This window comes from Streptomyces sp. NPDC101151, from assembly GCF_044768335.1.
GTDB lineage: Bacteria > Actinomycetota > Actinomycetes > Streptomycetales > Streptomycetaceae > Streptomyces.
In genome coordinates, this window is the sequence record NZ_JBIWPP010000017.1 from 55,667 (window position 1) to 73,426 (window position 17,760).

Here is a 17,760-nt window from a genome sequence, read left to right on the forward strand (position 1 = left end):
GGAGCGGCCGTATCCCGTGGCCGACGAGGTGCCGGCGCACCTGCGGGTGTGGTCGAGGAGCCCAGGAGTCGCGGAGCCGCGGGCCTTCCCGGTCCAGAACTCCGGGCTCAGGCCGCCTTGATGATTTTCCCGCGGATGGCCTTCGCCCACTCGACCACCAGCAGCTCGTACTCCGCGCGTTCCTGGGCCGACAGGGTGCCGCCCGCACGCAGCCACAGCGCCCGGATCTGCTCGTTCACCTCGGCGGCAGACCGCACGGAACCAGGGGGCATGGAATCGGGGGACATGCGGACAAGCCTAGGGGCAAGCACTGACACTGCGCTACCGAATGGCTACGCAGAACGTATGGGGTTGGTCACCGCCGATGCCGGCCGGGTCGTCGGTCGACCCGGACCAGGAGCCCGTATGCCCTGCTGGGCGGCCGCTCGGCAGAAGGCGCGGGTCGCGGTGAAGTTCCGGGCGGACGAGCCCGGATGTCCCCAGGGGAGCCGTCGAATCCGCAGGCCGCGGCCGCTTCGGAGGGGTCCGCGGGTAGTTCGGAGTGGTGCCGTCCGGACGGGCACCGTCCAGCGCGCGGGAGTTGTCCGAAACGACGGCGGAGGCCAGGAGCCGGGACGGGCCGTCGTGTTGATCACCCGCCCCAGCGGTGCGTTCGGGCTCAGCTCGCCGATTCCGCCGCGTGCGGGCTCAGGACGCCCGCCATCACCAGCGCGATGATGACGATGCCGAGGGCTATGCGGTACCAGACGAACGGCATGAAGCTCTTGTTGGAGATCCACTTCATGAACCACGCGATCACCGCGTATCCCGACGCGAACGCGATCACTGTCGCGAACAGGGTCGGGCCCCAGGCGACGTCACCGCTGCCCATGGAGTCCTTCACCTCGAACACCCCGGACGCCAGCACCGCCGGGATGGCCAGCAGGAAGGAGTAACGGGCCGCCGCCTCGCGCTTGTAGCCCATGAACAGGCCACCACTGATGGTGGCGCCGGAACGGGAGACACCGGGGATGAGAGCGCAGGCCTGGCATAGGCCGAAGATCAGGCCGTCCTTCACGCCGAGGTCCTCGAGCGCCTTGCGCTGCTTGGGTGCCCGGTGCCGGCCGCCGGTCTCGTCGCGGGCCGCGAGCCGGTCGGCGATGCCGATCACCAGGCCGACGACGATGAGCATCGTCGCGGTGATCCGCAGATCGCGGAACGGCCCCTCGATCTGGTCCTTGAGCGTCACGCCGAGCACGCCGATCGGGATCGAGCCGACGATCACCAGCCAGCCCATCTGGGCGTCGTGGTTCTGCCGCATCCCCTTGTCGAACAGGGATCGGAACCAGGCCGAGATGATCCGCCCGATGTCCTTGCGGAAGTAGATCAGGACCGCCGCCTCCGTACCGATCTGGGTGATCGCGGTGAAGGCGGCCCCGGGGTCCTTCCAGCCCGAGAATGCGGCGGTCAGCCGCAGATGAGCGCTGGAGGAGACGGGGAGGAACTCGGTCAGCCCCTGGACGAGTCCGAGGACGAGGGATTCAAACCAAGACATGAAGGTAGGGCGTCCAAGTGCTGGTGGGCTCAGTGGCGATCATGTGATGAGGGCAGCGTAGCGGGCCCCGCTGACAGACCGGTCACAGGGGTTGGGCAGTCGGCCGACCACCGGGTGTTGACCGGCCCCGGCGCCACCGCTTACGTTGCAGCGCAGGGAGAAAGCGCTTGCTGAATCCGCCGCGCCGCGCCCGCCGCCGTCCCCGGAGGAGTGCCGAACCGCCCATGTCCCACTCTTCCCGACCGCCCGCGCCCGGCTCGTCGCTCCCGCCCACACCCCCCTCTTCCCTCCCGCCCACGCCCGGCTTCCCTCGCTCGGCAGCCCCGTTCGCCGGCCGGCGCATCCGGGCCGCCGTCATCGGCACCGGGGCCATCGGGCGCGGATGCATCTGCCCGCGCTCGCCCGACTGGCCGAGGAGGGCGACACGGAGGTCGTGGCCGCCGTCGACATCGACAGGGGCGCCGTGGAAGCGTTCTGCGCCGAGGCCGGCATTCCGCGCGCGTACACCGACCTGGACCGGACGCTCGCCGAACAGCGGCCGGACCTGGTCACCATCTGCACCCCGCCGACACTGCACCGCGCGCAGACGGTCGCCGCGCTGCGGTCCGGAGCCTCTGTGCACGCTCAACGGCCTTCGGGGCACGGGAGGTTCGGCATGTGCGGTCGGCTGGACATGTATCTGCCGGAGACGTGAGGGCCGCGCGCGGCGTCCCCGGATCCGCGTTCCGCATCCCCTGAGGATCCTCCGGTCGTCCCGCCGTTTCCGCCCGCGCCACGAGGCGGGCAGCAGCGGGCGGACGAACTCCCCTTCTGTGTCGGACAGTTCATGGCGGCCTATCACCCGATCATGATCCACCGTTCAAGATCACAATGTGCCGACAGGTCCCGGGGCCGCACCAGGGGCGCAGGGCCGTCGGAGCGGGTTGAGGCGGGCCTTGAGCAGGCAGAACTCGTTATCGGGAATATGACGACAGCCCTTGGGCGGCCGTCGGTCCCGACACGGTCCACCCCGGGACCTTGGGATGGGCCGTCAGGTCCTCGTGCCGTACCGGGACGCCGCAGGCGCGGCAGGTGACCTGCGGAACCAGTTCGCTGCCGCAGCTGTGCTTGACGACCATGGGAAGGTCGGCACCGTTGCGGAGATGGCGGTCGCCCCAGTCCTTGAGGGTCATCAGGACCGGTTCCAGCTCCAGCCCCGCCTGGGTGGGCCGGTACTCGAAGCGCTGCGGGCGCTCGCTGTAGGCGTGCTTGACGAGGATCCCGGCGTCCACGAGCCGGCGCAGCCGGGTGGCCAGGACGTCGCGCGGGGCGCCGATGTTGCGCACCAGCTGGTCGAAGCGGCCGTTGCCCAGGCACACCTCGCGCAGAACGAGCAGGGAGTACTTCTCGCCGACCAGCGCGAGGGCGTCGGCGATGGAGCAGGGGCGCGGGTCTTTCGTGGCGGCCATGCCACTCAGTGTAGTAGAGGGTTTGATTTTCCAACTCACGGAGTTATGGTGAGTTCGGATTTCCTACTCACTAGTAATCGATCCGTTCGTCACGGGAGGCCAGCACCATGCGAGACGCAGTCATCGTCGAAGCCGTACGCACCCCCATCGGCAAGGGCAAGCCGAACGGCTCCCTCGCCCACGTCCACCCCGTGCAGCTCCTCGCCCACACCCTGCGCACCCTCGTCGAGCGCTCCGGCGTCGACCCGGCGCTCATCGACGACGTCATCGGCGGCACCGTCGACCAGGTCGGCGAGCAGGCCATGAACACCACCCGGTACGCCGTCCTCGCGGCCGGCCTGCCCGAGACGGTCCCGGCGACCACGGTGGACCGGCAGTGCGGCTCGTCCCAGCAGGCCGTGCACTTCGCCGCACAGGGCGTCATCTCCGGCGCGTACGACCTCGTCGTCGCCTGCGGTGTGGAGTCGATGAGCCGGGTGCCGATGTGGTCCAACGTGCCGGCCGGCAAGGACCCCTTCGGACCGGGCGTCGCAGAGCGCTATCCGGAGGGCCTGGTCCCGCAGGGCGTCAGCGCCGAACTCATCGCCGCCAAGTGGTCCCTCACGCGCGCGCGGATGGACGAGTTCGCGGTCTCCTCGCACCACAGGGCCGCCGCGGCATGGCAGGCCGGTCTGTTCGACGCCGAGGTCGCGCCACTGGACGGCGTCACCCGCGACGAGTGCGTACGGCCCGACAGCAACCCGGAGATCCTCGCCGGCCTCAAGCCCGCCTACTACGACCCCGGCTTCGCCGAGCGCTTCCCGCAGATCGAGTGGAACATCACCGCCGGCAACGCGAGCCCCATCAACGACGGGGCCTCCGCCGTGCTGATCACCTCCAGCGAGACCGCGGCCCGGCTCGGCCTGCGCCCGCTGGCCCGCCTGCACAGTTTCGCCGTCACCGGCTCCGACCCGCTTCTGATGCTCACCGGCGTCATCCCGGCCACCGAGAAGGTCCTCCGCCGGGCGGGGCTGACCCTCGACGACATCGACCTCGTCGAGATCAACGAGGCGTTCTCCAGCGTGGTCCTCGCCTGGCAGCAGGAGACCGGCACCGACCTCGCCAAGGTCAACGTCCACGGCGGCGCCATCGCCCTGGGGCACCCGCTGGGCGCCAGTGGCACCCGTCTGACCACCACCCTGGTCCACGCGATGCGCGAGCGCGGCACCCGTTACGCCCTGCAGACCATGTGCGAGGCGGGCGGCCTCGCCAACGCGATGATCCTGGAAGGCGTCTGACGCGTCCGCGGGCCGGCCCGGGCAGGGCCGGCGGATCCGTGCACGACCGGTCTCCGGATCAGCCGTTCCCCGGATCAGCGCCCGCGCAGGTGGTGGCGCTTGCGCCAGGCCACCACCGTGCCCACCAGCGCCGGCAGGGCGATACAGGCCATCGCTATCAGGAAGGCGGGCGAGGTCGGCGCCGAGGCACGGGCGCCGGCGACCGCGTACGCGGCCGTGTTCGGAATCGAGCCGAGCGCCGTGGCCAGCAGGAACGACAGCCACCCCATCCGGGAGACGGCGGCACAGTAGTTCGCCGCCCAGAACGGCACACCCGGGAACAGCCGCGCCGCCAGCATCGAACGGAACCCGTGCCGGCTGAGCTGTCCGTCGGCCGCCTTCAGCCAGCGGCCCCGCAGCAGCGGCCGCAGCGCGTCCTGCCCCAGCATCCGGCCGAGCCCGAAGGCCACCCCGGCCCCGAGCACCGTGCCCGCCAGCGCCGTCACCAGCCCGAGCTGGGAGCCGAACAGCGCGCCCGCCGCCAGGTTCAGCAGCGGACGCGGCACGAACGCCACCGTGCACAGCCCGTACGCCACCCCGAACACGACCGCCGCCGCGGCCCCGCCGAGCTGCGGCGGCCAGCCGTGCGTCAGCAGCCGCTGCGGCTCGAACAGCAGCACGCAGGCCGCCGCGCCCGCGAGCAGGGCGAGCAGCAAGGACAGCCGCGCGTACGGCGACAGCAGCGCGCGCGTACACCGGGCGGCGAACCCCGCACGCGGCAGGGGCGGCACGGGTACGGCCGCGGGAATGGTGAGCTCCGTGGCGGCGGCCCGGGGAGAGGCCGTGGCGGTGCCCCCAGAGCGGTTGGTGGCATCGAGCATCCGGTGACACTAACCGACGAGCGTGTGTGATTGCCGTCAGGTTCGTCTCATGACCGTCACAGGTACGGACGACGGATCTCGGGATCACCTGACGACGGGCCCGGAGCCGCCGGACGTACCGCCGTTCCGGCCGCGCCGTGGCCGGTGTCGTCGGGGGAGACGCTCGCGGGTGCGGTACGCGGGTCGGCGAACGCGGTGCTGCATTGGGAGACCCCGCCGACAGCCAGGGCCGTCGCAGCCACCAGGAGGATGATGCGCCGAATCCTTGTGATCGTCATGGGAGCGGGGTCCTTACGCGGCTCAGGGGGCGTGTGGCGGACTCGGCGAGCGAGCTGTCGGCCTCGCTGTGCCGTCGTCCGTGACTCCATTGAGCCCTCAGAGGAAACCAGGGTCACGCCACGGAAAATCGGGGCTTGACCGCTCCTCGAACGGCTCGGGCCGGGCGCAGTTCCTCGAACTCCTCGGTGCGCGTCACGCCAGTTCCTTCCTGAAACCCTGCCGCCAGGACGGGTGGCGCAGCTCCCAGCCGAGTTCCCGCTTGGCCTTGGCGTTGGAGAAGCCGCGCCCCTCGGTCATCATCACCACCGCCACCTCCCCGGCCAGCAGCCGGGCGAGCCATGTGGGGACCCGCATCGGCCGCTTCGCTCCCGCGCACGCCGCCAGATGCGGCAGCCACTCACTGGCCGGGGCCGGGTCGTCGTCGACGATGTTGAACACCCCGCCGGCCTTCTGCTCCACGGCCAGGACCGTGGCGCTCGCCGCGTCGTCCAGATGCACCCACGAGGCGTACCCGGTCCCGCGCCCGATCAGCGGGAACTGCCGCCTGCGCACCAGCTCGACCTGATCGTCGACGGCGTCCGGCCCATAGAAGGCGCCGTAGCGCAGGACCGCCCCACCGGCCCCGACCACCACGTCCTCGACGTGGCGCAGCGCCTTCATCGACGTGTGCGCCGCCGTTCCCTCGTGCAGGTCCAGCGGGTCGTTCTCGGTCTTCACCCAGCCGCCCTCGCGGATCCCGTTCCAGTTGGCGTAGCCCTGAGCGACGACATGGGACACGCCGGTCGCCTGGGCGGCCGCCAGCAGGTGGTCCGTCCCCTCGGTGCGCAGCCGGACGGTGGGGACGGCCCACCGGTCGAAGTGCTTCAGATCGGGCTTGCCTGCGTGCGCCACGGAAATCCCCGTCATCTGGTGCACGATCGTGTCCGGACGGGCCGAGGCCACCGCCTCGCCGACCGACACCGCATCCAGCCCGTCCATCACGACGCCCGCCGCGCCGAGCTGCTCCAGCAGCCCGAGCTTCGCCGCGCTCGTCGTGGTCGCGGTCACCTGATGGCCCCTGGCCACCAGCTGCGGCACCAGCCGCCGGCCCAGCACCCCGGTCCCACCCGCCACAAAAACCCGCATGATCATCACCTTCCCGGTCCCGACCGCGTCTCCATGACCCGAGACGAGACAGCCCGGCCGGCTGTGACACGGGCGGCGTGGATCTCGGGCCCGGCCGTACGAACCGACGGAGATCCACCCGGGCCGTACGCCGGCACGCCGGTACCCGGGGGCGACCGCCGTATCGTCCTCTCATGACAGTCACAGGTGCGGCCTCGCCGGAGGTGCCGCGCAGCGCTCTCGCCGACGCCGTGCTCGAACGGCTCACCGCCGGGTACTCGGCCGCGGCCGATCCGGGCAGGGCCGTTCCGATGCGGGCGTACATGAAGGACGTGGCGCCCTTCCTCGGCATCCCCACGCCGGCCCGCCGGAACCTCTCCCGCACCCTGCTGGCCGGCACGCCCCGACCCGACGAGGCCGACTGCACCGCGATCGCCCTGCGCTGCTGGCGGCTGCCCGAGCGCGAGTACCACTACTTCGCCGTGGACTACCTGCGCCGGCATGCGGCCCGCTGCTCCTCCGCGTTCCTGCCCGTCGCCCGGCACCTGCTCACCACCGTGCCCTGGTGGGACACCGTCGACCTGCTCGCCGCGCATGTCGTCGGCGCCCTGGTGACGGCCGACCCCGGGCTCACGGCCGACATGGACGCCTGGATCACGGACGCCGACCTCTGGGTGGCCCGTACGGCCCTGCTGCATCAGCTCCGCTACAAGGAACGCACCGACGCCGACCGGCTGTTCGCCTACTGCCTGCTCCAGTCCGGGCACCCCGACTTCTTCATCCGCAAGGCCATCGGCTGGGCCCTGCGCGAGTACTCCAAGACCGACCCCGAGGCCGTACGGGGCTTCCTGGCGCGGGAGCGGGGCCGGTTCGCCCCGCTGACGGTCCGTGAGGCGCTGAAGAACATCGGCACCTGACGGCCCTCGACTCCGACGGCCCTCGACTCGCGTACCGCGAAAAATCATTCGACGCCGGACAAACCGTCGGCGATGATCGTCCTCATGTTCCGGTACGCCTTCCTCCTCGCAGCATCCGCCGTCGCGGATGCCCCGAAGGCTGCCGTCCCGATCCTCGTGGCCGCTGCCGGCGGCGCCCGAAGCTGACCCTCTCCGGAACGTCCGGCGGACCCCGCAGGGGGAGGGTCGGCCAGTCCTCGGGGTCCCGCATCTTCCGTACGCCTGAGAGGCTTCGAGGAACCGCCATGTCCAAAACGGCATACGTGCGCACCAAGCCGCACCTGAACATCGGCACGATGGGTCACGTCGACCACGGCAAGACCACCCTGACCGCCGCCATCACCAAGGTCCTGGCCGAGCGCGGCACCGGCACCTTCGTCCCGTTCGACCGTATCGACCGCGCCCCGGAGGAGGCCGCCCGCGGCATCACCATCAACATCGCGCACGTCGAGTACGAGACCGACACCCGGCACTACGCGCACGTGGACATGCCGGGCCATGCCGACTACGTCAAGAACATGGTCACCGGCGCCGCGCAGCTCGACGGGGCGATCCTCGTCGTCTCCGCGCTGGACGGGATCATGCCGCAGACCGCCGAACACGTGCTGCTCGCCCGGCAGGTGGGCGTCGACCACATCGTCGTCGCCCTCAACAAGGCCGACGCCGGGGACGAGGAGCTGTCCGACCTGGTCGAGCTGGAGGTCCGTGACCTGCTCACCGCGCAGGGGTACGCGGGAGACGCCGTGCCCGTCGTACGGGTCTCCGGGCTGAAGGCCCTGGAGGGCGACCCACGCTGGACGGCGTCGATCGAGGCGCTGCTCGACGCGGTCGACACCTATGTGCCGATGCCCGAGCGATACCTGGACGCACCGTTCCTGCTGCCGGTGGAGAACGTGCTCACCATCACCGGGCGGGGCACGGTCGTCACGGGTGCCGTGGAGCGGGGCACGCTCCGCCTGGGGGACCGGGTCTCGGTGCTCGGCGCCGAGCTGGAGACCGTCGTCACGGGGCTGGAGACCTTCGGCAAGCCGATGGAGGAGGCGCAGGCGGGGGACAACGTGGCGGTGTTGCTGCGGGGTGTGCCGCGGGACGCCGTCCGGCGGGGGCACGTGGTGGCCGCGCCGGGCAGTGTCGTGCCCAGTCGCCGCTTCACCGCGCGGGTGTATGTGCTCTCCGGGCGCGAAGGCGGTCGTACGACTGCGGTGTCCACGGGGTACCGGCCGCAGTTCTACATCCGTACGGCGGATGTCGTGGGGGACGTCGACCTGGGGGAGGCGGCGGTCGCGCGCCCCGGGGAGACGGTCGACATGACTGTCGAGCTGGGGCGGGAGGTGCCGTTGGAGCCGGGGCTCGGGTTTGCCATCCGTGAGGGTGGCAGGACCGTGGGCGCCGGGACGGTCGTCTCCGTGGGTTCGTAGGGGCCGAGAGTCCGTCGGGGACTGCGGGGCCGTGGTGGCCGGTACCGGAGACAATGGGTTCGTGAGTGAAGCCATACCTGTGACCCGGGCCGTCGATCACGGCACCGCCAAGTTGATGCCGGACGTCGACCGGGAGCGGGCGTGGCTGCTCACCGTCGACGGGGCGCCCCAGTCGTACGTCGATCTGGACGAGCCGACGCATCTGGAGTTCGAGTACGCGCGGCGGCTCGGGTATGTGCTGGATGTCCTGGCCGAGGAGGGGCGGGCGCTGGACGTGGCGCACCTCGGCGGGGGTGCGCTGACGCTTCCGCGGTACGTCGCCGCCACCCGGCCGGGCTCCCGGCAGGACGTGGCCGAGGCCGACCGTGCACTGCTGGAGCTGGTCGTCGAGCATCTGCCGCTGCCCGAGGGCTCGGGTGTCGCGCTGCACACGGCCGACGCCCGGGCCTGGCTGGAGGCGGCGCCGGCCGACTCGGCCGACGTGCTGATCGCCGACGTCTTCGGCGGCTCACGTGTCCCGGCCCACCTCACCTCGCTCGCCTGTGCCCGCGAGGCCGAGCGTGTGCTGCGCGCCGACGGGGTCTATCTGGCCAACCTCGCCGACGCGGCTCCGTTCGGTTTCCTGCGCTCGCAACTGGCCAACCTCGCGGCCGTGTTCGAGGAGTTGGTGCTGATCGCCGAGCCGGGCGTACTGCGCGGCCGCCGGTTCGGCAACGCGGTGGTCGTGGCCTCGCACCGGACCGTCGACACGGCTGCCCTGGCTCGCCGCACCGCCGCCGACGCCTTCCCGGCCCGCGTCGAACACGGCCCGGCGGTGCGGGACTTCATCGGCGCCGCCCGGCCGGTCCACGACCCCGACGCCGTACCCTCACCCGAGCCCCCCGACGGGGCTTTCGGTATCGGCTGAGGGGAACTCGGCGGTGGTCGTCCGCCCGGTGCGGCGGGTCAGGGTGCGGACGTCGGGGACCAGCAGGACCAGGGCGGTGACCAGGACGACCAGGCCCGCGCAGCCCCACAGGGAGGCGGTGCGGCCGACGGCGGACTCGGCGGGGCCGGCCAGGGCGGTGGCGAGCGGCATGAGCGACACCGAGCCGAACCAGTCGTAGGCCGAGACCCGGGAGAGCTTCTCCTCGGGAATCTCCTGGTGCAGCGCGGTCATCCAGGAGACGCCGAACACCTCCACCGTCGTACCCGCGACGAACATGACCACGTAGAGGACCCCCACCGGAACCGGGACGGCCAGGGCGGCCGAGGGCAGGGCCAGCGGGAAGACGCACAGGGTGCCGGCGAGGAGCAGACGGCGGGGTCTCCAGCGGGTCATCAGCAGGGCACCGGTCACCGTGCCCGCGCCGAACGCGCCCAGCGCCAGACCCCAGGGGCCCGCCCCGCCCAGGCTGTCACGGGCCACGAGCGGGCCGTAGACGGCGTCGGCGGCGCCGACCACCGCGTTGGCGATCGAGAACTGGACGACGATGCCCCACAGCCAGGGCCGGCCGATGAACTCCCGCCAGCCCTCCCGGAGATCGGCCAGCATGCCCTCGCCCGGCTCACGGGGCGGGATGTGACCGACGTCGAGGAAGGAGCGCAGGGCGCCGGCGAGGGCGAAGGCCGCCGCGTCGATCGCGAGGACCCAGCCGGGGCCGAACGCCGCGACCAGCGCGCCGCCGAGCGCGGCTCCGCCGAGAGCCGCTCCCTGGGTGGCCATGCGGAAGAGGGCGAACGCCCGGCCCGCCTGTTCCCCCTCCACGGACGACATGAGCATGCCCTCGGCCGCCGGGCCGAAGAACGCCTGCCCGGTGCCGCCGAGCGCGGTGAGCAGCATCATCTGCCACAGCCGGGGCTCGCCGGACAGCACGAGCACCGCGAAGGCCGCCTGGGAGAGGCAGTTGAGCGTGTTCGCGGCCACCATGACCCGGTGCCGGGGCAGCCGGTCCGCCACCGCGCCGCCGATGAGCAGGAACACCACCAGCGGCAGGGTGCGGGAGGCGGCCACCAGTCCCACGTCGCCGCCGTCGCCGCCCGCGTCGAGCACGGCGAACGCGGCCGCGATCAGCGAGCCGTTGGCGCCGAGACCGGTCACGATGGCCGCCGCGGTCAGCAATGAGTAGTTGCGGCCGGCCCAGGCGGGTCTGTGGGGGCGGTGCGGGGTGGCGGGTGTCTTCACCGGCCGACTGTCGCCCGCCCGAGCTCCGGATTCAATCGAGTTGTCTGCGGCGTGCGACGCGCCGAAGTCGTCCTGCTTGACTGCTTCTTTGACGACAGTGGTGATGACTTTTAAGGTGATCTAGTCATGTTCATGACGAATTGAGAGCTGAGACCTCGTGGTCTTCAAGGAAAGGAGCGTCATGCGAAAGCATGTTGCAGCCGCATTCGGCACGGTCGTGCTCGTCGGGGCGGGTCTGCCCGCCGTGGCCGCGGCGCCTGCCTCGGCCGCCGCGTTCACCTGTCACCCCACCAGCCACACGTACATCGTGCACAACGAGAAGGTCCCCGTTCACGCCACGCCGAGCGGGCGTGGCCGGGTGATCAGCTACGTGTACAAGGACAACAAGGTGAGCTCCAAGCTCGAATGCAAGATGAGCGACGGCACCTGGGAGTGCATCGGTCAGTGCCACGACCCGGAGGAGACGCTCAACGGTCGTTGGGTCTACCGTAACTATCTGAGGGGCTGAGGCTTCACGGGGTTCCGGCCCGCCCCGTCGGGGCGGGCCGGAGCGCCTGTGAGATCAGTCACTCGGTCGGGGTCCCGTGCAGCCGCACCGAGCTGAGGATCTTCATGATCGTCGCGGTGTCGACCTCGTCGTTCACACCCTTGGCGCCGTAGAAGTCGAACGACACGATGTCGTCGGCCGAGTTCTTGAAGGCGAAGCTGAGGGCCTTGCCGTCGCTCGCGCACTTGCCCTTCTGCGGGCTGTTGACCGAACGCGCCCACGCGTAGGCGCCCTCGATGCCGGACGCGGTCTTGTAGGGCGTGGCCTTCTTGTCGAAGGTGATGCTCTTCTTGTCGGGCTGGGTGTAGCCGCCGTAGACGTACCAGGGCACCCGGGTGACCGCGGCGTCGGCAGGACTCTTCGCGCCGCTCTCGCCGCGCGTGCCGGCGACGGCCAGCGCGTTGTCCTCGCTCTTGCCGTCCTTGTTGCTGTCGGTCGTGCACCACTTCGACTTGTAGGACGCCGGGCGGGACACGGAGGTGATCAGCTTGTCGTTGTCGGCGTGGTCCTCCATGAAGTAGGACACGTCCGGGGACTGGACCTCCCAGTCCGCCGGCACGTCGAAGGCCGTGCCGAACTTGGGATTGACGACGACCTTCCAGCCCGCGACGGTCGGCTTCTCGGTGTCGCTGCCGCGCGGGTCGTCGTTCGTGGGCGACGAGGTCGCCGTCGGGTCCGTCGTCGGCGAGTGGCTCGTTTTCTGCTTGCCCTTCCCGTTGTCCGCCTCATCGTCCTTGGAGCCGCCGAGAACCAGGTACCCGGTCACGCCGGCCGCGACGACGACGGCCGTGGCCGCGATGATCGCGATCAGCTTGGTCCGGCCGCCACCGCCGCCACCGCCGCCACCGCCCTGCGGCGGCTGCGGCTGCGGGGCGCCGACGGGCGCCGGCGGCCCCCACTGCGGCTGCTGCCCGTACGGCTGCTGCGGGCTCTGCTGCGGGTACTGCTGGTAGCCGGGTTGCTGATACGGATTCGGCTGCTGGTAACCCGGCTGCTGGTACGGGTTGTTCTGCGGGTTCTGCGCGCCCCCTGGCGGCTGCTCTCCTGGCCACATGGCCAGTAACCCTAGTGCGCCCGGGGACACGATTCGGTCACTGCCCCTTGTCAGGGACGTACCGAATCAGGAGTGCGACGGTTCGGCGTAGAGCCGTACCGTGCTCATGATCTTGCGGATCGTCGCGTCCGGGACCTCTTCGGAGACGCCCGCGGCGCTGAAGAGGGACCACGACAGCAGGGCGCCGTCCGAGTCCTTGAAGGCGAACGTGGTCGCCTTGCCCTCGGAGTCGCACCTGTCCTGCTTCACGACTCCGGTGGACCGGGAGGTGGCGACGCTGCCCGTGATGCCGGACGCGGTGGTGTACGAGGTGACGGGACCGGTCCTGACCTTCTTGCGGTCCGGCTGGGTGTACCAGCCGTAGACCCAGTTCGCCGAGTCCTCACGGGCGATCTGGGCGGTGTTCTTCGCGTCCTTGTTGCCGCGCGTGCCCACGTTCGCCAGCGAGGTGTAGTCGGTCTTGCCGTCCCTGTCCTCGTCCGCGGCGCACCACTTCTCCTTGAGCACGGCGGGGGCCTTCATGCCGACCAGCACCTTGTCGTCGTCGGACTGCTCGGTGACGTAGGTGATCCAGCTCTTGGAGCGCACCTGCCAGGCCGCGGGGACGTCGAAGGCGATGCCTGTGACCGGGTTCACCACGACCTTCCAGCCGGCCACCGTCGGTTTCTCGCCGTCGGCCGAGCGCGGGTCGTCCGCGGCCGAGGAGGCGGAGGGGGAGGCCGCGGTGGGGGAGGAGGCGGTGGGGCCGGGGCGGGCCCCGTCGTCCTTCTTGCCGCCCAGCAGAAGGAATCCGGTCACGCCCGAGGCGACGACCACGGCCGCCGCCGCGAGGATCGCCACCAGTCTGGTGCGTCCGCCGCCCGGCTGCGGTGGCGGCGTCGTGACCGTGGGCTGGGCCCACGGGGCGGGCGGCTGCTGCCCGGCGTGGGGATGGTGCTGCGGGCCCGCGTAGGGATGGTGCTGTGGGCCGGCCGGCTGCTGGTAGGGGTTGGGCTGCCCGTTGCCGGGCTGCTGGTACGGGTTGTGCTGCTGGCCGCTTCCCGGCGGCTGTTCCCCTGGCCACATGGGCCGCAACGATACAGCGGTGATCAACGCGACACTGGCCAGCCCTGCTACTCATGAGTAACCTGGCGGCATGAGCGCAGACCAGATGTCGATCGGCGAGATGCTCGCCGCCACCGTGCCGATGGCCCGGACGCTGAACCTCCAGTTCCTGGAGACCTCTCCGGAGCAGGCCGTGGTGTCCCTGCCGGACCAGGGTGACTACCACAACCATGTGGGCGGGCCGCACGCCGGAGCGATGTTCACGCTCGGCGAGTCGGCCAGTGGCGCCATCGTGCTGGCCGCTTTCGGTGCCCAGCTCTCGCGTGCCGTACCGCTCGCCGTCCGGGCCGAGATCGCCTACAAGAAGCTGGCGATGGGCGCCGTCACCGCGACCGCGACGCTGGGCCGCCCGGCCGCCGATGTCGTGGCCGAACTGGACGCGGGACAGCGCCCCGAGTTCCCGGTGGCGATCGAGATCCGGCGCGCGGACGGAGCCGTGACGAGCGAGATGACCGTCGTGTGGACGCTGCGCCCCAACAACTAGATCGACCGCGGCTCGCGAGGGAGGGGTCCGACGGGCCCCTCCCTTCCTTTCCTTTCGAGCCGCTTCAGGTGACCCGGTGCCGCTCCGGTGGGACGGCCGTGCCGTCCTCCAGCCCCGCCACGAACTCCCTGAGCCAGCCACTGAATTCGGGGCCGAGGTCCGGGCGGGCGCAGGCCAGGCGGACCACCGTGCGCAGATAGTCGGCCTTGTCGCCGGTGTCGTAGCGCAGGCCGCCGAAGACGACTCCGTGCACGGTGCCCGTCGCGGCCAGGTCCTGGAGGGCGTCCGTCAGCTGGATCTCTCCGCCACGGCCCGGCCGGGTGCGTTCCAGCACATCGAAGACGGCGGGGTCGAGGACGTAGCGGCCGATGACCGCGTAGCGGCTCGGCGCCTGCCCGGGTGACGGCTTCTCGACCAGACCGGTGACGCGTACGACACCGTCCTCGCCGGTGGGTTCGACCGCCGCGCAGCCGTAGAGGTGGATCTGGGCCGGTTCGACCTCCATGAGCGCGACCACGGTGCCCGCGTACCGCTCGCGGACGTCCAGCATGCGGCTGAGCAGGGTCTCGCGCGGGTCGATCAGGTCGTCGCCGAGGAGGACGGCGAAGGGCTGGTCGCCGACGTGGTGGCGGGCGCACAGCACGGCGTGGCCGAGGCCGAGCGGGTCGCCCTGGCGGATGTGGTGGATGTCCGCGAGCCGCGCGGGATCGCGTACGGCGTCCAGGCGCATGGTGTCGCCCTTGGCCGCCAGTGCCTGCTCCAGCTCGAAGGCGTGGTCGAAGTGGTCCTCGATGGCCCGCTTGTGCCGGCCGGTGACCATCAGGATGTCGTCGAGGCCGGCCGCGGCGGCCTCCTCGACCACGTACTGGATGGCCGGCTTGTCGACGACCGGAAGCATCTCCTTCGGCGTCGCCTTGGTCGCGGGCAGGAACCGGGTGCCGAGCCCGGCGGCCGGGACGACCGCCTTGCGCACCGGACGGGGGGAGGCGGGGGTCGCTGGGGAGTGGGGGGCGATCATGCGGCCATGCTGGGGCACGCGGATGAGAGCGCGCCGAGAGAAACGTGGGAACCGGCTGTGGGTGGCCGCCGGAGACCCGGACCGGAAGTTGGAGATTTCGTGTGCCATCAGGCTTTCGGCGCACACAAGTTGACCGCCGCGCAACGGCCGCTTCGTGCACTCATGTGGATACCGCCGGTAACTCTTGGGAATTTCTCGGAATTTGAAGCCGAGTCATTCGAACTTCTTGTTTCCTGCGATGCGCGTGTGCGAAGGTGAGCCTCCCCATGAGAGGGCAAAGGCCGCAACCGAACGGCTGGGCCGGGCCCCTCAGGTATGCACCAATCAGGCACTGCTTTCCGACGGGACGCCATTCCGGATGCCGTCCTGCGGCTGGAAAGGAAATGGTGTTCCGTGCAGTCCCCCTACCCCCCACGCCCGCCGTTCCCGCCTCGCCCCGGCCCGACTCCGGGGGAGTCCGACCGTGATCTCGTCGCCCTCCTGGGCGGCCCGGCCGAGGGCCGCCACCACGCCGTCGCCCTGCTGCTGGCCCGCCACTGGCGGGCCACCCGTGACCACGCGATCGTCTGTCTGGCTGCTGCCGGGTCATCGGCGCAGCTGGTGGCCACCGCCGCCTTCCAGCAGGTGCTCGGCCGGCTGTCGGGCGGGGCGGTCGGCGGCGCTCTGCGCCCGCAGCTGCTGGTGGCCGTCCGTGAGACCGTCCGCGCCTGGGCCGGTGACGAGGCTGCGTGCGTGGTCGTGCCGGAATTGCGCAAACCCACCGGTGGTCGCGGTCTACGCGCGACGACGCCGGGCACCCCCGAGAGGCGGCAACTCGCCGAAAGGGCTTTCCAGGCCCTCCCCGGTGCCTCTCAATGCCTTCTGTGGCATACCGAGGTCGAAGCGGAGCCCATAAACATACCCGCTGGTCTGTTGGGAGTGGACACGGTCACCGCCCTGACCGCTCTGGAGCAGGCCCGTGAGCAATTCCGGGCCGGCTGCGTACGCGCCCACCGGGAACTCGCGCCCTCCAGGGAATGCCGCTTCTACAACCGCCTCCTGGATGTCCCCATTCGCCGCGGCGGCTCCCTGCTCCCGGATGTGCAGCAGCATCTGACGGTGTGCCGCCACTGTCGGCACGCCGCCGAACAGCTCGGCCATGTCGAGGGCGGCCTGGGAGTCCTGCTCGCCGAGACCGTGCTCGGCTGGGGCGCCCGCCGCTATCTCGACTCCCGCCCCGGCCGTGGCGCCCTGGAGGAGCCGCCGGCCGCACCTCGTGCGGTGGGCCCGGCGATGGGCGGCCGGCACCGTACGGCTCCCGAGGGCAGGCGCCGTACGGCCGTGGCGGTCGGCGTCGGACTCACCTCGCTCGCCCTGCTCGCCACCGTGCTCGTGGCCAAGGGCTGGTCCGATGACAACGGTGTCCCGGGATCCGGCGCCACGTGGGGTGCACCCCTAGGGAATCCCGACAACTCCCGTGCCACCGGCACGGACGCCGGGCGCCGTCCGGCCGCCTCCCCGTCCGCCGCCTCGGTCGGCGAGCCCGTGGAGGTCGCCCATGGCAGGCTGCGCGGCCTCGCCTCCGGCCGCTGTCTGGACGTCCGCGGGGGCAGGGTCGAGGCGGGTGCCGGCGTGCTGCTGGCGCTGTGTTCGTCCGCCGGATCGCAGCAGTGGTCGTACCAGGACGACGGACTGCTGCGCAGCGCCGCCGATCCCACCCTCTGCCTGGCCGCCGACCCCGGGACGCGGAACGTCGTGGTGTCCGGCTGTGTCGTGCACGCCGGAGAGGTGTCCTACGACCTCACGGTCCGCGGCGAACTCCTGCTCCGCAGGCCCGAGGGCCTCGCCCTCGCCCCGGGCTCCGGGGACTCCCCGACGAGCGTGGTGGTCGCGGCCCGCGACGGCTCGAACGGGCAGCGGTGGGTCCTGGAGTCGGGGACGGACGCACCGCCGCAGCGCTCCACCCCGCCGTACGCCTCGGACCCCGCGCGGCCCGAGCGCTCGAAGGAGGCCGCCGAACAGCCGCCCGGGCGGCCCGGCAAGAAGCCCCCGCACGAGAAGCCGGGACAGGAACACCGGCCGTCCGAGCCGGCGTACGACACCCGGATCGCCCAGGTCGGCACCCACGAGGATCCGCGGCCGGCGCAACCGGCCGGTCCCGGGGGCCTGATCGGCCGGGCCGTCTCCCCGGTCACCGACACCCTCGCCGCGGTGCCCACGGCCGTCGGCACGCTGCTCGGCTGACGTCCGGAGGGCCACCGGGACAGGTGGCCCTCGCCCGTTTTCCCCGGGCCCTGTCGGCCCCGGAAGGCTGTCTGCCGGGATCGAGCCACCGGGCGGAAGTCATCCGGAATTTACAGAAACCGATTCCGTGTCCCGGCATGTTGCCGCCGGACGAGTGTGCGGTGAATGCGCACGGCGCTTTGACGGGCTTGTGGGGGTGTGCCGAGACGGCAGGGGTGTCCGCGGATCCGTGCGGCTGAAGGGGATTGCTCGGATTTTCCATGCTTGCGGGGAATTCGGCGGGCTGGCCG

General features: G+C 71.4%; 17 protein-coding genes and 1 pseudogene. 8 read left to right on the forward strand and 10 right to left on the reverse strand.

Translation table 11 applies throughout. The features are described from left to right. Positions 1 to 107: 107 nt before the first annotated feature. The gene (locus tag ACIRU3_RS27685) at positions 108 to 287 is read right to left on the reverse strand and encodes a hypothetical protein (protein WP_404061434.1); all 180 of its coding nucleotides are present in this window, start codon (positions 285 to 287) and stop codon (positions 108 to 110) included. A gap of 371 nt (positions 288 to 658) precedes the next feature. After that, the gene (locus ACIRU3_RS27690) at positions 659 to 1,534 is read right to left on the reverse strand and encodes an undecaprenyl-diphosphate phosphatase (RefSeq protein ID WP_404061437.1); all 876 of its coding nucleotides are present in this window, start codon (positions 1,532 to 1,534) and stop codon (positions 659 to 661) included. 224 nt (positions 1,535 to 1,758) lie between these two features. On the opposite strand from ACIRU3_RS27690, the pseudogene ACIRU3_RS27695 reads away from it, so the two are divergent. Beyond that, positions 1,759 to 2,168 (forward strand): annotated as a pseudogene (locus ACIRU3_RS27695) (Gfo/Idh/MocA family protein); the annotation flags it as partial. A 319-nt stretch (positions 2,169 to 2,487) separates the two neighbouring features. Here ACIRU3_RS27695 and ACIRU3_RS27700 read toward each other — a convergent pair. Next, the gene (locus ACIRU3_RS27700; RefSeq protein ID WP_404061438.1) at positions 2,488 to 2,982 is read right to left on the reverse strand and encodes a winged helix-turn-helix transcriptional regulator; all 495 of its coding nucleotides are present in this window, start codon (positions 2,980 to 2,982) and stop codon (positions 2,488 to 2,490) included. Positions 2,983 to 3,089: 107 nt separating this feature from the next. Here ACIRU3_RS27700 and ACIRU3_RS27705 point away from each other — a divergent pair, with 107 nt between their 5' ends. Further along, positions 3,090 to 4,259 carry a thiolase family protein gene (locus tag ACIRU3_RS27705; RefSeq protein WP_404061441.1) on the forward strand — a complete coding sequence of 390 codons (1,170 nt, stop codon included), beginning with the start codon at positions 3,090 to 3,092 and terminating at the stop codon, positions 4,257 to 4,259. A 74-nt stretch (positions 4,260 to 4,333) separates the two neighbouring features. On the opposite strand, the gene ACIRU3_RS27710 is transcribed toward ACIRU3_RS27705, so the two are convergent. The 3 genes from ACIRU3_RS27710 to ACIRU3_RS27720 form a co-directional block, all read right to left on the reverse strand. Beyond that, positions 4,334 to 5,119 carry a TVP38/TMEM64 family protein gene (locus tag ACIRU3_RS27710; RefSeq protein WP_404061443.1) on the reverse strand — a complete coding sequence of 262 codons (786 nt, stop codon included), beginning with the start codon at positions 5,117 to 5,119 and terminating at the stop codon, positions 4,334 to 4,336. Between the two features lie 56 nt (positions 5,120 to 5,175). After that, on the reverse strand, positions 5,176 to 5,397 hold the full coding sequence (locus ACIRU3_RS27715; RefSeq protein ID WP_404061445.1) for a hypothetical protein: 222 nt from the start codon (positions 5,395 to 5,397) through the stop codon (positions 5,176 to 5,178). Between the two features lie 193 nt (positions 5,398 to 5,590). After that, a complete protein-coding gene (locus tag ACIRU3_RS27720; RefSeq protein ID WP_404061447.1) occupies positions 5,591 to 6,529 on the reverse strand; it encodes an NAD-dependent epimerase/dehydratase family protein in 939 nt (312 codons plus the stop codon). Between the two features lie 167 nt (positions 6,530 to 6,696). On the opposite strand from ACIRU3_RS27720, the gene ACIRU3_RS27725 reads away from it, so the two are divergent. The 3 genes from ACIRU3_RS27725 to ACIRU3_RS27735 all read left to right on the forward strand — a co-directional run bounded on the left by ACIRU3_RS27725 (position 6,697) and on the right by ACIRU3_RS27735 (position 9,783). Next, entirely contained in the window at positions 6,697 to 7,419 is a 723-nt protein-coding gene (locus ACIRU3_RS27725) for a DNA alkylation repair protein (RefSeq protein ID WP_404061449.1), read from the forward strand. A gap of 284 nt (positions 7,420 to 7,703) precedes the next feature. Continuing rightward, on the forward strand, positions 7,704 to 8,876 hold the full coding sequence (gene tuf / locus ACIRU3_RS27730; protein ID WP_404061452.1) for an elongation factor Tu: 1,173 nt from the start codon (positions 7,704 to 7,706) through the stop codon (positions 8,874 to 8,876). 61 nt (positions 8,877 to 8,937) lie between these two features. Further along, a complete protein-coding gene (locus ACIRU3_RS27735) occupies positions 8,938 to 9,783 on the forward strand; it encodes a spermidine synthase (RefSeq protein ID WP_404061454.1) in 846 nt (281 codons plus the stop codon). Here the strand turns inward: ACIRU3_RS27735 and ACIRU3_RS27740 are convergent. After that, entirely contained in the window at positions 9,745 to 11,040 is a 1,296-nt protein-coding gene (locus ACIRU3_RS27740; protein ID WP_404061457.1) for an MFS transporter, read from the reverse strand. The two genes, ACIRU3_RS27735 and ACIRU3_RS27740, sit on opposite strands and share 39 nt — an antisense overlap. 181 nt (positions 11,041 to 11,221) lie before the next feature. Between ACIRU3_RS27740 and ACIRU3_RS27745 the strand changes: the two genes are divergently transcribed. Beyond that, complete coding sequence (locus tag ACIRU3_RS27745; RefSeq protein WP_404061460.1) at positions 11,222 to 11,548, forward strand: hypothetical protein; 327 nt, start codon at positions 11,222 to 11,224, stop codon at positions 11,546 to 11,548. 58 nt (positions 11,549 to 11,606) lie between these two features. On the opposite strand, the gene ACIRU3_RS27750 is transcribed toward ACIRU3_RS27745, so the two are convergent. Both ACIRU3_RS27750 and ACIRU3_RS27755 read right to left on the reverse strand, forming a co-directional pair. Then, the gene (locus ACIRU3_RS27750) at positions 11,607 to 12,641 is read right to left on the reverse strand and encodes a hypothetical protein (protein WP_404061463.1); all 1,035 of its coding nucleotides are present in this window, start codon (positions 12,639 to 12,641) and stop codon (positions 11,607 to 11,609) included. 66 nt (positions 12,642 to 12,707) lie between these two features. Further along, positions 12,708 to 13,706, reverse strand: a complete 999-nt coding sequence (locus tag ACIRU3_RS27755) for a hypothetical protein (RefSeq protein WP_404061465.1) — start codon at positions 13,704 to 13,706, stop codon at positions 12,708 to 12,710. A 70-nt stretch (positions 13,707 to 13,776) separates the two neighbouring features. Between ACIRU3_RS27755 and ACIRU3_RS27760 the strand changes: the two genes are divergently transcribed. Further along, positions 13,777 to 14,229 (forward strand): DUF4442 domain-containing protein, encoded by a 453-nt coding sequence (locus tag ACIRU3_RS27760; protein ID WP_404061468.1) that lies wholly within the window; start codon positions 13,777 to 13,779, stop codon positions 14,227 to 14,229. Between the two features lie 64 nt (positions 14,230 to 14,293). On the opposite strand, the gene galU is transcribed toward ACIRU3_RS27760, so the two are convergent. After that, positions 14,294 to 15,247 carry a UTP--glucose-1-phosphate uridylyltransferase GalU gene (galU, locus tag ACIRU3_RS27765; RefSeq protein WP_404061471.1) on the reverse strand — a complete coding sequence of 318 codons (954 nt, stop codon included), beginning with the start codon at positions 15,245 to 15,247 and terminating at the stop codon, positions 14,294 to 14,296. A 393-nt stretch (positions 15,248 to 15,640) separates the two neighbouring features. Here galU and ACIRU3_RS27770 point away from each other — a divergent pair, with 393 nt between their 5' ends. After that, positions 15,641 to 17,470 carry an RICIN domain-containing protein gene (locus tag ACIRU3_RS27770; RefSeq protein WP_404061474.1) on the forward strand — a complete coding sequence of 610 codons (1,830 nt, stop codon included), beginning with the start codon at positions 15,641 to 15,643 and terminating at the stop codon, positions 17,468 to 17,470. Positions 17,471 to 17,760 lie beyond the last annotated feature (290 nt).

Coding starts and splice junctions, on each gene's coding strand:
- ACIRU3_RS27750 (WP_404061463.1), bottom strand. CDS start 12,641: ATGTGGCCAGGAGAGCAGCCGCCAGGGGGCGCGCAGAACCCGCAGAAC.
- ACIRU3_RS27700 (WP_404061438.1), bottom strand. CDS start 2,982: ATGGCCGCCACGAAAGACCCGCGCCCCTGCTCCATCGCCGACGCCCTC.
- ACIRU3_RS27745 (WP_404061460.1), top strand. CDS start 11,222: ATGCGAAAGCATGTTGCAGCCGCATTCGGCACGGTCGTGCTCGTCGGG.
- ACIRU3_RS27710 (WP_404061443.1), bottom strand. CDS start 5,119: ATGCTCGATGCCACCAACCGCTCTGGGGGCACCGCCACGGCCTCTCCC.
- ACIRU3_RS27720 (WP_404061447.1), bottom strand. CDS start 6,529: ATGATCATGCGGGTTTTTGTGGCGGGTGGGACCGGGGTGCTGGGCCGG.
- ACIRU3_RS27760 (WP_404061468.1), top strand. CDS start 13,777: ATGAGCGCAGACCAGATGTCGATCGGCGAGATGCTCGCCGCCACCGTG.
- ACIRU3_RS27705 (WP_404061441.1), top strand. CDS start 3,090: ATGCGAGACGCAGTCATCGTCGAAGCCGTACGCACCCCCATCGGCAAG.
- ACIRU3_RS27725 (WP_404061449.1), top strand. CDS start 6,697: ATGACAGTCACAGGTGCGGCCTCGCCGGAGGTGCCGCGCAGCGCTCTC.
- ACIRU3_RS27715 (WP_404061445.1), bottom strand. CDS start 5,397: ATGACGATCACAAGGATTCGGCGCATCATCCTCCTGGTGGCTGCGACG.
- galU (WP_404061471.1), bottom strand. CDS start 15,247: ATGATCGCCCCCCACTCCCCAGCGACCCCCGCCTCCCCCCGTCCGGTG.
- ACIRU3_RS27685 (WP_404061434.1), bottom strand. CDS start 287: ATGTCCCCCGATTCCATGCCCCCTGGTTCCGTGCGGTCTGCCGCCGAG.
- ACIRU3_RS27690 (WP_404061437.1), bottom strand. CDS start 1,534: ATGTCTTGGTTTGAATCCCTCGTCCTCGGACTCGTCCAGGGGCTGACC.
- ACIRU3_RS27755 (WP_404061465.1), bottom strand. CDS start 13,706: ATGTGGCCAGGGGAACAGCCGCCGGGAAGCGGCCAGCAGCACAACCCG.
- tuf (WP_404061452.1), top strand. CDS start 7,704: ATGTCCAAAACGGCATACGTGCGCACCAAGCCGCACCTGAACATCGGC.